Below are 13279 nucleotides of genomic sequence, written 5' to 3' on the forward strand. Positions count from 1 at the left end.
ACAAATGTAAGCTGTAGATTTTAATAAGCGCAAAAACAGAACCCGTTAACCTTGCATTAACTTAAATTATAAATATCGTGGTTAGCAGTTCTTAGTTTAATTGTAGGCTATTGTTTAACCATTAATAAGCTTTACAACATCCTTTGCAAAATAACTTGCAATAATATCACCACCAGCGCGCTTAATTGCAGTCACTTGTTCCATCATCACAGCATCATGATCTAACCACCCTTTTTCAGCTGCAGCTTTTAACATGGCATATTCACCAGAAACTTGATAAACAGCAACAGGCACATTCACTGCATTTTTAATTTCACGGACAATATCTAGATAGCATAATCCTGGTTTTACCATTACAATATCTGCACCTTCTTCAATATCTATAAGGGTTTCACGAACGGCTTCTAGTCTGTTGCCGTAATCCATTTGATATGTTTTTTTGTCTTTTGGCACATCTACCAAATCAACTGGAGCCGAATCAAGAGCATCTCGAAAAGGACCATAAAAAGCCGAAGCATATTTTGCGGTATAAGCCATAATCCCAGTGTTTTTAAAACCTTCCTGCTCTAGTAACTGACGAATTCTTAAAGTTCTTCCGTCATTCATATCGCTAGGTGCAATAAAATCAGAACCTGCTACGGCATGGCTTAATGCCATTTCTGCTAACACTTTAGAAGATTCATCATTTAATATAATACCATTTTCTACAATACCATCGTGGCCGTAAACAGAATAAGGATCTAAAGCTACATCTGTCATTACTAACATGCCTGGACATGCATCTTTTACTGCTTTTATAGCGCGTTGCATTAATCCGTTAGGATTTATAGCTTCTGTACCTTTGTTATCTTTTAATTTGTCGTCTACTTTAACAAATAGTAAAACAGATTTTAAACCTAAAGACCATAGTTCTTTTACTTCATTTTGAAGTGTGTCTAAACTAAACCTATAGTAATTTGGCATTGAAGGAATTTCATCCTTAACACCTTTTCCTTCCACCACAAAAAGTGGTACTAAAAAATCGTTTGGTGTGATGTAAGTTTCTCTAACTAAACTTCTAATAGCTTCGCTAGTTCTCAGTCTTCTATTTCTTTGTATTGGAAACATGATTATGTTTTTTATAGACCAGTTTGGTTTTAAAAACCAGACAGGTTTTTAGTTTAAGTTTTATGATTACTTTTAATGCCTACAAAGTTACTCATTATAACCCATTTTATATTGCTAGAAAGCTTAAGACTTTTACAATTTATTTATCCTTGGCGAAGCTATCAGGCAGAACTTTTAAAAGATTTTAATAGTCATATAGCAGATCACCATTTTCATGTTATTGCACCTCCCGGTTCTGGAAAAACCATCTTAGGATTAGAGATCATTAGGAGGCTTGGAAAGAAAACTTTAGTCTTAGCGCCAACATTGACTATTAGGAACCAATGGGAAAACAGATTGCAGTCTTTTTTTACGAAAACTGCTAATTTTGAAGTTTTTTCTTTCGATTTAAAAGCGCCTAGCGACATTACTTTCTCTACCTACCAGTCCCTTCATGCCTTTTATAAGACATTTGAGGATAAAGAAGACTATTATAAATTTTTTAAAAAACATCAGATTGAAACCATTGTTTTAGACGAAGCACACCATTTAAAAAATGCGTGGTGGACTTGTTTAATGGATTTAAAAAAGAATTCTGATTTCTATATTGTGGCACTTACGGCTACGCCTCCTTATGATAGTAGTAGGGCAGAGGTTTCTAAATATTTTACTCTTTGTGGTGAAGTTGATGATGAAATTGCGGTTCCAGATTTAGTGCGCGAAAAAGATTTAAGTCCCCATCAGGATTTTGTGTATTTCTCAAAACCTGAAGATTTAGAGATCAATTTTATTGTAGATTACCGAAGAGATATTGCTAATTTTAAAGATGAATTATTAAAGGATGAAGATTTTATTTCCTTTTTAACACATCACCGTTTTTATAAAAACCCAAATTGGCACCTAGAAGAACTCTATACTAACACCGAATATTTTTCTTCAATTCTTATTTTTTTATACGCTTGCGGTTTTGGTATTGACCATCAAAAATTAGAAGTTTTAGGGTTTGGTAAACAAGAAATAATTCAGTTTCCTGAACTCGATTTGCATTGGCTTGGTATTTTGTTTAAATATTTGTTAGTTTCTGATAGAGAGCAACTTATTAAGCAGGAAGAATACCTTTTAAAATTAGAAAAAAAATTACGACGACTTCATGTTTTTGAAAAAAAATCGATAGATTTTATAGGTGAACAATTATTGTATAAATCCCTTTCTAACAGTCCTAGTAAACTTAAAAGTATTGTGAGTATTGTTAACGCAGAACGGGTAAGTTTAAAAGCTGATTTACGATGTGTTATTCTTACAGATTACATTCGGAAAGAGTTTTTAAATGTTACAGATGAAGGTATAAAGGATATTAACAAAATTGGAGTGCTTCCTATTTTTCAATATGTAAGGCATTATTGTCAAAAGCCAGAGGAATTAGCAGTACTTTCTGGAAGCATTGTTATTATACATCAGTCTATTTTAGAGGTGTTTGAAACGATTGAAGCTTTAGATAGTTTTAGCTTTTTGCCATTACAAACAGACGCTTCGTTTTTATTGGTTAGTGCTAAAGGGAAGTCAAATACTTCTATAGTAAGCCTCATTACGCAACTTTTTGAAGCCGGATACATTAAAGTCCTCATTGGTACAAAATCTTTATTAGGAGAGGGTTGGGATGCACCTTCAATAAATAGCTTAATTCTGGCTTCTTTTATAGGTTCGTTTGTGTCTTCTAATCAAATGCGTGGTCGAGCCATTCGGAAAGATGCAAATCAGCCTAATAAAACCGGAAATATTTGGCATTTGGCTTGTGTAGATCCTACAGTTTTAGATGGCGGAAAAGAAGTAGATACACTAAAACGTCGTTTTGAAGCTTTTGTAGGGGTTACTAATAGTACCATTCCGTTTATTTCAAATGGTTTTGAACGTTTAGATATTCCTGATGAAATTCCCGTAGATACTATTGAAACTTTAAATATAGCCACTTTAAACCACGCTAAGAAACGTGTTTTAGTTACCGAAAAATGGAATAATGCTATTGGTAAAGGGACAAAGTTAACCAAAGAGGTTAAGGTTTTACATTCTGGAAACCGCCCTTTTCAGGCACAAAAGCAAATCTATTATTTTGATGTGCTTCGGTTTTTTGTAGTCGAATTATTTTTCACGGTGTTGCTCTTTTATGTTGAATTTGTTGTGGAAAGTTTCCATCTCATTCTGCAACGTGGTTTTTACTATTTTATTTATACATTTTTAGCAGCCTTTGTTTTTGGGTTTGGTTACAAGTTTTATAAAGCTTTAAAACTGTATATACGGCATGGTTATCTTTATAAAAAGATAGGTAAAATGGGATTAGCAATTTTAGATACATTGCACGAACTTGGTTATTTAACGTCTAATAGAGACGCTATTAGTGTAAATTCTTATCTATTAGGAAAAGGAGATGTAGTTTGCAATTTGGTTGGTGCTAATGCCCTTGAAAATTCCTTGTTTACTAAAGCATTAAGTCAACTTTTAGAACCAATTGAATCGCCTAGATATTTAATTATTAAAACTAACGTATTACGAAAGCGTTTTGACGTAGAGAATTTTTATCCTGTTCCTGAATTATTTGGTGATAAAAAGGGAAATGCTTTGGTGTTTCAAAAGCATTGGAATACTTATTTAGGAAAAACAAAACTCTTATTTACAAGAAGTGTAGAGGGGAGAAAGTTATTGTTAAAAGCAAGATTATATCATGTGTATAATGCTTTTAAAGAAGTGACTAAGGAAGTTATGGTTTGGAAATAGTTTATTAAGGTGTAGACTCAAATAATAGATCTGTTAGTATTTTTGAAATCAGCAAAGGTTTAACTTGTTTACTGACTTAAACCTAAATAAAACCATTGATCATTCTCTTTTACAAAAGCTGATATTTCGTGTATAACATCTACTTTTCCATTTTCAAAGAAATAAGCATTAAAAGTTACGGTGCCTTCTGTATCCTTTTCCGATCCTTTGATAGTTTCTAAGACTTCCAATCTAATCCATTGTACCGATTTAGCCCATTTTACAATGGCTTTTTTCTCTTTTATTGGTCGTGTAGATTTATGGTGTGTTGCCATTAAATAGTCGCCATCAGCTAAAACAAATGCGCTATATCGAGAACGCATAAGTTGTTTTGCGGTGTCTGTTTTTCCATTGTTTAAATGAAAAATTTCACAGCATTCTTGGTAGATTTTTTTGTTTCCGCAATGGCAGTTCATAATTAAATATATTTAATTCAAACCCAATCTATAGGGTTTTGTAGCACCTTAATTAATTTTTCTTCTTCACTTCCAGATTCTGGGTTATGATCATAAACCCATTGCACATGTGGTGGTAAACTCATAAGAATACTTTCTATGCGTCCATTGGTTTTTAATCCAAATAGTGTGCCTTTATCATGTACTAAATTAAATTCTACATAACGACCACGACGTATTTCTTGCCAATTTCGCTGAGGTTTGGTGTATTCTAAAGCTTTTCGTTTTTCAACAATTGGTACATAAGCTTCTAAGAAACTATCGCCTACTTCGGTTACAAAATTGTACCAGTTTTGCATGTCCATTTCATCGGTAGATTTGCAATAATCAAAGAATAATCCACCAATACCACGCCCTTCATTTCGGTGTGCATTATGGAAATATTCATCACAACGTGCTTTATATTTTGGGTAAAACTCAGGGTTGTGTTTATCGCAAGCTGTTTTGCATGTTTGGTGAAAATGTTTAGCATCCTCTTCAAACAAATAATAAGGCGTTAAATCTTGTCCGCCACCAAACCATTGATCTACGATGTTACCTTCTTTATCATACATTTCAAAATAACGCCAATTCGCATGTACTGTTGGAACCATTGGATTAGTGGGGTGTAAGACTAAACTTAATCCGCAGGCAAAAAAATCAGCATCTTCCACGCCAAAATACTTCTGCATACTGTCTGGTAATTTACCATGAACACCAGAAATATTAACACCTCCTTTTTCAAAAACAGCACCATTTTCTATAACACGTGTTCTTCCACCGCCACCTTCTGGACGTTCCCAAATATCTTCTTGAAATTTAACTTTACCATCGACTTCTTCTAATTTAGAGGTGATGGTATCTTGTAATTGGTGGATGTATTTGAAGAATTTATCTTTCATTGAAGACCTAGCAGGTCTAGAATCATCGTATTCCATATTTAATTCTATCGATATGTTATTATTATGAGTTGCGCTGAAGTTTTCTAAATCATCAAAAAGTTCTATGATGTAGTTTTTTTTATTACTGATAAGGGTTTCTTCTCTAGATATGTAAGATTGAAACGAAGAAAACTCATAAGCTTTAAAATCTTTAACAATATTATGCTTTTCTGGGTTTTTATGAATGTATAAAATGAGTTGTTTTAAATAACTTTCCTCTTTGATAACTTTCCTTTTAAAAGGGCGTTCTAGTAAGGCTCCCGTTCTTGAGTTTTGCTTATTATAAGCTTTTGTATAAGCATTAAATAAATTTGAAAATGCTTGATTAACTTCTTTAGTTTCTGAAGTTACTTCAATGATAAAATGAAAATGATTGTTAAGTAGGCAATAGGCTAAAATATTAGCTTTTGGGATTATATACTTTTCAACTAATTTTAGAAAATAAGTCATATTCTTCTCATCTTGAAAAATAGTTTCTCTATTAATTCCACGATTATAAATATGATAGTAATTCTCTTTTATTAGTAATTCCATTTTGTTAAAATACAGCGTTTTTTTATAAAGATTGGGTAGACCTGCTAGGTTTTTAAAACCTGCGAGGTCTTATTTTGTTATTTATAAGCTTTTAAACCTACTAGATCTTAAGTAATTTAAGCTTTCAGTTTCTCTAAGTTAGAAAGCTTTTTATTTAAAAGGTTTTCTTCCTTTAAAAGATTTACTGTTTTTAAAGATGCAGCCGTAACACTTAAGGGTAAAACGATAATAACACCAATAAACGGAATGAATAAAAATAGCATAAACACAATGCCATTACCTATAGCAACACCACGATACTTTCTTACAAATTGTAGACTTTCTTTATATTTAAAATGGCGCTCTAAAGTATAATCCATGTTACCAAAGCCGGCATAATAAGCCTGTACTAAAAACAAAATAACTGTAGCAGCAATACTTCCTATTAAAGGAATAAAGTTTAAGAATAAAATGGGTATAGTTACAAGTAACTCTTTTCCTAAATTTCTAACATTGATTCGTATACCTCTCCATAATTGCTCTTGGAAAGAGGTTTTTCTATGGTTATGTCTGTCAATTCCGGTTATGTGTTCTTCAATCTTTTCAGAAACTGGACTCATAAAAGGCGCAGACAATGCCATAATGATGTGTTTGTATAGAATTAAGCCTATAGCCACAATCATAATAGCACCTATAAAGGTAGAAATGGTTGTAAAGGTTCCTTTGCCCCATTCCCAAGTCCAGGCTTTAGCTATAAAGCGCCCCATATTATCCGAAAGGCCATAAGACATCAATCCGATAATAGTGGCGGTAATAATGCTAATAAGCACAGGAATTGCAAAATATTTCCAAAGTTTTAATTTTGAAATTAAAGCAAATGATCCAGAATAGGCTTTTATACCTTTTAATATATTATTGATCATATTATTGTTTTTAGTTAACTACACTTAAAAGACGTTAAAACGTATTGTAAGTTACAATAATTGAAGATTTACTTATTCTGCTTTATATTCCTTAACCGCGTCAATAAATGCTTTTGCATTTTCTAATGGAATGTTTGGTAAAATACCGTGTCCTAAATTAACGATGTATTTATCTTTTCCGAAATCGTTAATCATTTGTGTTACCATCTTTTTAATTTCCGCTGGTGGCGAAAATAAACGTGTTGGATCAAAATTACCTTGTAAAGTAATGTTTCCCCCTGTTAGGTAACGTGCGTTTTTAGGAGAACATGTCCAATCTACTCCTAAAGCAGAAGCACCAGATTTTGCCATAGTATCTAAAGCAAACCAACATCCTTTTCCAAAAGCAATTACCGGAGCATCGTCTTTTAAAGCGTCAATGATTTGTTGCATATATTGCCAAGAAAATTCTTGATAATCTACTGGAGATAACATACCTCCCCAAGAATCGAATACTTGTACAGCATTACAACCAGCTTTTACTTTTTCTTTAAGATAAGCAATGGTTGTGTCTGTGATTTTCTGTAATAAACCGTGAGCAGCTATAGGACTTGTAAAACAAAATTCTTTGGCTTTATCAAAGTTTTTAGAACCTTGTCCTTGCACACAATAACAGAGGATTGTCCATGGAGAACCTGCAAAACCAATTAAAGGAATCTCATCATTCAATTTTTCCTTGGTAGCTTTTACAGCTTCATAAACATAGTTTAGAGCTACTTTTACATCAGGAACAATAACATTATCGACATCTTTTTGAGAACGAATAGGGTTTGGTAAATAAGGACCAAAATTTGGTTTCATTTCCACTTCGATATTCATAGCTTGTGGAATTACTAAAATATCTGAAAATAAAATAGCAGCATCCATACCATAACGACGAATAGGTTGTACGGTAATTTCACTTGCTAATTCAGGTGTTTGGCAGCGTGTAAAAAAATCATACTTCGCTTTAATTTCCATGAACTCTGGTAAATAACGTCCTGCTTGACGCATCATCCATACTGGTGGACGTTCTACTGTTTCCCCTTTTAATGCTCTTAAAAATAAATCGTTCTTAATCATGTTATATATTTTTATTTCTCAAATCGTATTCTTCTTGTCCTGCGCAATAATTCTCTATGTCTTTGTTGTTTCCGTAAACGACTAAAGTATCATGTTCTTGTACTACGGTTTCTGAATTGATTCGACCTATACTTTCTTTAATTATATGTTTTTTACCTATTATATTATGAATTTCTTTTTCACGAATAATGGTAATTAATGTCAGTTTAAACTTGTTTGTTGTATCAAGTTCTTTTAAAGATTTATTGAAGAAATCTTTTTTAGCTTTTACTTCAGAAATGGTGAAATTATTATCTAATTGATAGTTTTCTAAAGTAGATTTAAAGTTAATTTGTTGAGTTAATCGTCTTGCGGAATCTTGTTCTGGGTGAACAATACTATTCACTCCCATCGCTTCTAAAACGGTATCGTGAATAGGAGATATGGCACGGCTAATAATCTTTACATCGCTTAGTTTTTTAAGGATAGCTGTTGTAATTATGGCAGCACCTTCATTTTCACCAATAGCAACGACCACTTTATCTGCGTCTTTTAATGGTACAGCATCATAAGCTAATTCGTTTGTAGAGTCCATACAGATGGTGTGAGAAACTAAATCTTTTAACAAATTTATTTTCTCCATATCTCTGTCTATGGCAATGACTTCATTACCTGTTTCTGTAAGACTTAATGCGAGTGCATTCCCAAAATTTCCGAGTCCGATAACGATTACTTTCATCTTTATAAAAATTTATATGCTTTGTAAAATAACCTTAGTTAATTAAAATATTCTCTTTAGGATACTCGTAAAACTGATGGTTTATTTGTTTTAATAAACCAATCATTAAGTTGAGCATTCCTATACGACCAATAAACATGATTAAAATGATAACATATTTACTAGCCTCACTTAAAGTTGGTGTAAAATTTAAACTTAAGCCAACGGTGCTAAAGGCAGAAAAACATTCAAAAACAATATTTAATATAGGTGTGTTTTTAGGTTCAAATACCAACAATGCCATTATTGCTAAGCCAATAACTATAAGTGAAATACTTAAAATAGCAAACGCTCTTGAGGTGGATTGTGATGATATTCTTTTTCCAAAAATCTCAATACGTGTTTTACCTCTTGCAACGGTGAAAATATTTAGTGTTGCTAATGCAAATGTACTTGTTTTTATACCACCACCTGTAGATGCTGGTGATGCTCCAATCCACATTAAAAATATCACAAACAACAATGATGGAACAGTCATTTGGCTATAATCAATAACATTAAAACCGGCTGTTCTTGGACTTACCGAGTTAAAGGCTGCGTTTGTTAATTTACCTATTAAAGTTGTGTGCTCTAACATAGTGTTGTTGTATTCTGAAATAAAGAATACAACCCAACCTAAAAATAATAATATTACTGTAGTGTATATAACGATCTTTGTGTTTAGTGTAATGATGCTTATTCGTTTATGTACACCTTCAGGATCAAATAATTCTAAGAAGAAGATTTTAATTTTCTTATAGTAGTTGAAAATAATATTATGACCTAATCCACCAAAAATAACAAGCATCATAATTATCCATTGAAAACTATAGTTAAAACGGATGCTTTTTTCAAATAATCCGGATGGTAAAATGGAAAATCCAGCGTTACAAAAAGCAGATATAGAGTGAAAAACTGAGAAGAAAATTCTATCTTTAATAACGGTGTTATCTATAACTGAAGAATAAATAAATATGGCTCCAATCATTTCTAAAGACATTGTGAAAATTACCACATTTAGTGCCGCACGAAAAACATCTTTAAGGCCATCTTGAGCAATAAAATCTCGCGTATTTAAACCTTCTTTAAAGGATGAACTTCCTCTAAAAAAGAAGGCGAAAAAAGAGGTGAATGTTAAAATACCTAAACCGCCTAATTGTATTAGAACTAGGATAATAGATTGTCCTACAATAGTAAAGTCTTTACTGGTATCTAATACCGCTAGGCCTGTTACACAAACAGAGCTTGTGGCTGTAAATAAAGCATTTGTAAAGCTTATACCATTTGTAGTTGCACTTGGTAGCATTAATAAAAAAGCACCTAAGATGGCTAGTATAAAAAAGCTTCCTACAAATACGATGGCAGGATTAAAATACTTTTCATAAATGTAACGTACAAAAACTAGCAGTCTAAGTAAGAAGTATAAAACAAGACCTAATTCTAATATTGGCTTTATTTTTTGTAAAATATAATGATAATCGTTATGTCTATGCGTAATTGCTAAAAAACCAGAAGCTAATAGTAATATTGAGATGATAACAATATTAACAAGTGCAACTCTTTGGTTTTTTTTATACTTATAAGCATAAAGTTTAACAGCATTAAAAATGATTAATAAGACTGATAAAGCAATTAAGCCAAAGACATGTGGTGATGTAAAATTATCAGTATGATCATAACCAAAATCAAAGACAATAAAGAACAATACAATAATATCGAAAAAACGATAAATGTAATTGAGGACAGATTGTCTTTCTAGCTTTGACATTTAAATCACTATGGTTTATTTTAAAACACCTATTTTTAAAATAGGTGTAAATTTACTATTAACTATAGTATTCATTAACTAATTCTACAACACTTTCTACTAAAGGAACTTTTGCTACGCGTACTTCTTTAAAGTGCTTTTTAGCTTCTGTAGCTGTTGTTTCTCCAATACAAAACGCAATTCCTTTTGCTTCGTTTAATTGTAAGAAACTTTGAACTGTAGATGGGCTGTAAAACATAACACCATCTAAATCTTCTTCAATTTTTTTAGCGTCTAGTTTTGTTTCGTAAGCTTCAACTTCGTTAACTTTAATATTGTTTTTAGATAAAATGTCTGGAATTGTATCTAACCTTAAGTTACTACAAAAATAAGTTACTTCTGTACCATCCATAAATTCAGCCATATGTTCAGCTAAATTTTTAGCATAAGATTCATGGTGCTTTACTTTACCTATGCGTTTTTCTACTAAACGTTTAGTACGTCTACCAACACAATATATGTTTTTGAATTGTAATTCTATAGCAGAGAAGTTAGTTAGTAAAGCTTCTACAGCATTCTGACTTGTGATAATGACATTTTCAATCTCATTACGAACGATATTTTTATTTAATCGGTTAGGATTCGTTTTTATATCATCGTTACTTACAGGTACAACATCCCCATGGAACTTAGCAACCTGATCTTTTGTTAATTTCTTAGTTGAATAAATATTAGTGACTTTATCACCTTGACCTAATTCGTCTATCAAAATTTTCCCTCCTTTACCAATAACATAATCAGCACAGAATTCTGCTAAATTATGATGACTACCAAGAGGGACAACTTTAGAAACTTCGATCTTTTTAGAACCATCTGTACTTAAAAGAATAGCTTTAAAATTAACCTCTTCGTCTTTAATGTAAGCTAAAGCTCCGATTGGTGCAGAACAACCGCCTTCAAGACGATTTAAAAACTCGCGCTCAATTGATGTGCTTATTTCTGTTTCTTCGTGATTAATTTCGGCACAAATAGCACGTGTTTCTTCATCTGCTTCTAATGCTGTAATCATTACGGCTCCTTGTGCTGGTGCAGGAATCATCCAATGTAGATTAATAGCATCTTCGGGTGTAAGATTTAGACGTCCTAAACCAGCCCCTGCAAAAATAGCAGCATCCCAATCTTCGTTCTCGTCTAATTTTTCTAATCGTGAATTTACATTACCACGTAGACCAACTATAGTGTGCGTTGGGTAACGGTTTAGCCATTGTGCACGACGTCTTAAACTTCCTGTAGCAATAATGGCATTTCTAGCAGATAAAAACTCTTCATTTTTTTTAATAACTAGAGTGTCATTAACATTTCCACGTTTTAAAACAGCAGCTTGTATAATACCTTTTGGTAAAACAGTTGGTACGTCTTTTAATGAGTGAACTGCAATATCAATGGCGCCTTTCAGCATAGCAACATCTAAAGTCTTAGTAAAAACTCCAGTAATTCCCATTTCGTATAAGGGTTTATCTAGAACTAAGTCTCCGGTAGATTTTATAGGTACAAGTACGGTTTTGTGACCCAATCTTTCAAGTTGAGATTGAACGGTTTTTGCTTGCCACATAGCGAGCTGGCTGTCGCGTGTGCCAATGCGAATAATTTTAGACATTATCTGTAGTTTCTAACTGGAATATTTTTTTGATGAGCTCTATGCTTTCATCAGAAGAGTCACTATCTTCTCTTAAGTGGTGTGCAAATTGATTGGTAATTTTTTGAATAATATTATTACTAATCAATTCGGCCTGATCTTCATTAAAATCAGCTATTTTTTTGCGTTGGTTGTTGAGTTCAGAATTTTTATAATCTGTCAACTTATGTTTTATAGCCTGAATGGTCGGTACAAATTTTAAGGTATCTAACCAAGCATTAAATTCGGCTGTAATTTCTACAATTATACCTTCAGCTTCAGGAATAAATGCTTTACGTTTTTCTAAAGTATCATCCGTAATTTTAGCTAAATCATCTAAATGTACAAGCGTAATATTAGAATGTTCTCTAATATCTTCATTCACATTTTTTGGAATAGATAAATCTAAAACTAATAAAGGTTTTGTAGTCGAAATTAAATCTTTATAAACCGTTGGGCTGTGAGCACCTGTTGCAACAATGGCAATATCTGAAGCGTTTAATTCTTCGGCTAAATTATCGTAATCTTTTACTACAAGATTAAATTTACCTGCAACTTCTTCTGCTTTACCTTTGGTTCTATTGATTAAGGTGATGTGAGAGTTTTTAGTGTGTTTCACTAAGTTTTCACATGTATTTCTTCCTATTTTACCTGTTCCGAAGAGTAGAATATTCTTTTTTGAAATATTTTCTACATTATTCATTATATACTGAACAGAAGCAAAAGAAACAGATGTTGCACCCGAAGATAACAACGTTTCGTTTTTAATACGCTTACTTGCTCTAATTACCGAATTTACTAAACGTTCGGTAAATGAATTAAGTAAGTTGAATTTTTTAGAAGCTCTTGCACCAGCTTTAAGTTGAAAGATAATTTCAAAATCACCTAAAATCTGACTATCTAAACCAGAACCTACACGAAACATGTGGTTAATGGCTTCTTTATTTTTATGTACGTAAGCGACTTCTTGAAACTCTTCTACAGTTCCTTTAGTGTTTTCACATAATAAATGAATCAGCTGAAATGGATGTTCTGCAAAACCATACAATTCCGTACGATTACATGTAGAAATTACCACTAGGCTTTCTATACCGTTTTCTTTGGCTTGGGTCAATACGTTTTCTTTAGCGGTATCGCTAAGACTAAAATGACCACGCACTTCCGCATCAGCTTTTTTATAGCTGAGACCTATAGCGTAAAAATATTTACTTTTATGTTGCATTGTGACGTTCGCTCGTTTACCTGACTTTGGAAAGTAACGGCGCAAATGTAATTTCGATATTTTTAAAAAAACAACGCTAGGAGAACTTTTAGT

General features: G+C 32.5%; 10 protein-coding genes. 1 reads left to right on the plus strand and 9 read right to left on the minus strand.

Annotation, left to right across the window (positions count from 1 at the left end; translation table 11 throughout):
* Positions 1-114: 114 nt before the first annotated feature.
* Positions 115-1107 (minus strand): porphobilinogen synthase, encoded by a 993-nt coding sequence (gene hemB / locus H0I32_RS08620; protein ID WP_179314121.1) that lies wholly within the window; start codon positions 1105-1107, stop codon positions 115-117.
* A gap of 111 nt (positions 1108-1218) precedes the next feature.
* On the opposite strand from hemB, the gene H0I32_RS08625 reads away from it, so the two are divergent.
* Entirely contained in the window at positions 1219-3855 is a 2637-nt protein-coding gene (locus tag H0I32_RS08625; RefSeq protein WP_246293623.1) for a DEAD/DEAH box helicase family protein, read from the plus strand.
* A gap of 68 nt (positions 3856-3923) precedes the next feature.
* On the opposite strand, the gene H0I32_RS08630 is transcribed toward H0I32_RS08625, so the two are convergent.
* The 8 genes from H0I32_RS08630 to hemA form a co-directional block, all read right to left on the minus strand.
* On the minus strand, positions 3924-4310 hold the full coding sequence (locus H0I32_RS08630) for a YchJ family protein (protein ID WP_179314119.1): 387 nt from the start codon (positions 4308-4310) through the stop codon (positions 3924-3926).
* A 17-nt stretch (positions 4311-4327) separates the two neighbouring features.
* Entirely contained in the window at positions 4328-5230 is a 903-nt protein-coding gene (gene hemF / locus H0I32_RS18080; RefSeq protein ID WP_246293627.1) for an oxygen-dependent coproporphyrinogen oxidase, read from the minus strand.
* 689 nt (positions 5231-5919) lie between these two features.
* A complete protein-coding gene (locus tag H0I32_RS08640; RefSeq protein ID WP_179314117.1) occupies positions 5920-6705 on the minus strand; it encodes an EI24 domain-containing protein in 786 nt (261 codons plus the stop codon).
* Positions 6706-6777: 72 nt separating this feature from the next.
* A complete protein-coding gene (gene hemE / locus H0I32_RS08645; RefSeq protein WP_179314116.1) occupies positions 6778-7806 on the minus strand; it encodes a uroporphyrinogen decarboxylase in 1029 nt (342 codons plus the stop codon).
* A gap of 1 nt (position 7807) precedes the next feature.
* A complete protein-coding gene (locus tag H0I32_RS08650; protein ID WP_173587726.1) occupies positions 7808-8524 on the minus strand; it encodes a potassium channel family protein in 717 nt (238 codons plus the stop codon).
* A gap of 34 nt (positions 8525-8558) precedes the next feature.
* Complete coding sequence (locus tag H0I32_RS08655) at positions 8559-10310, minus strand: TrkH family potassium uptake protein (RefSeq protein WP_173587727.1); 1752 nt, start codon at positions 10308-10310, stop codon at positions 8559-8561.
* A 58-nt stretch (positions 10311-10368) separates the two neighbouring features.
* A complete protein-coding gene (gene hemC, locus H0I32_RS08660; protein WP_179314115.1) occupies positions 10369-11946 on the minus strand; it encodes a hydroxymethylbilane synthase in 1578 nt (525 codons plus the stop codon).
* Positions 11939-13186 carry a glutamyl-tRNA reductase gene (gene hemA / locus H0I32_RS08665; protein WP_179314114.1) on the minus strand — a complete coding sequence of 416 codons (1248 nt, stop codon included), beginning with the start codon at positions 13184-13186 and terminating at the stop codon, positions 11939-11941. Before hemA ends, hemC begins: the two co-directional genes overlap by 8 nt.
* Between the last annotated feature and the right edge of the window lie 93 nt (positions 13187-13279).

Origin of the sequence: Winogradskyella sp. HaHa_3_26 (genome assembly GCF_019278425.1) — a bacterium.
Classification (GTDB): domain Bacteria; phylum Bacteroidota; class Bacteroidia; order Flavobacteriales; family Flavobacteriaceae; genus Winogradskyella; species Winogradskyella undariae.

Excerpts from the sequence above, each read along its gene's own strand:
- hemC (WP_179314115.1), bottom strand. The coding sequence starts at position 11,946 with ATGTCTAAAATTATTCGCATTGGCACACGCGACAGCCAGCTCGCTATG.
- hemA (WP_179314114.1), bottom strand. The coding sequence starts at position 13,186 with ATGCAACATAAAAGTAAATATTTTTACGCTATAGGTCTCAGCTATAAA.
- hemE (WP_179314116.1), bottom strand. The coding sequence starts at position 7,806 with ATGATTAAGAACGATTTATTTTTAAGAGCATTAAAAGGGGAAACAGTA.
- hemF (WP_246293627.1), bottom strand. The coding sequence starts at position 5,230 with ATGAAAGATAAATTCTTCAAATACATCCACCAATTACAAGATACCATC.
- H0I32_RS08640 (WP_179314117.1), bottom strand. The coding sequence starts at position 6,705 with ATGATCAATAATATATTAAAAGGTATAAAAGCCTATTCTGGATCATTT.
- H0I32_RS08650 (WP_173587726.1), bottom strand. The coding sequence starts at position 8,524 with ATGAAAGTAATCGTTATCGGACTCGGAAATTTTGGGAATGCACTCGCA.
- H0I32_RS08630 (WP_179314119.1), bottom strand. The coding sequence starts at position 4,310 with ATGAACTGCCATTGCGGAAACAAAAAAATCTACCAAGAATGCTGTGAA.
- hemB (WP_179314121.1), bottom strand. The coding sequence starts at position 1,107 with ATGTTTCCAATACAAAGAAATAGAAGACTGAGAACTAGCGAAGCTATT.
- H0I32_RS08655 (WP_173587727.1), bottom strand. The coding sequence starts at position 10,310 with ATGTCAAAGCTAGAAAGACAATCTGTCCTCAATTACATTTATCGTTTT.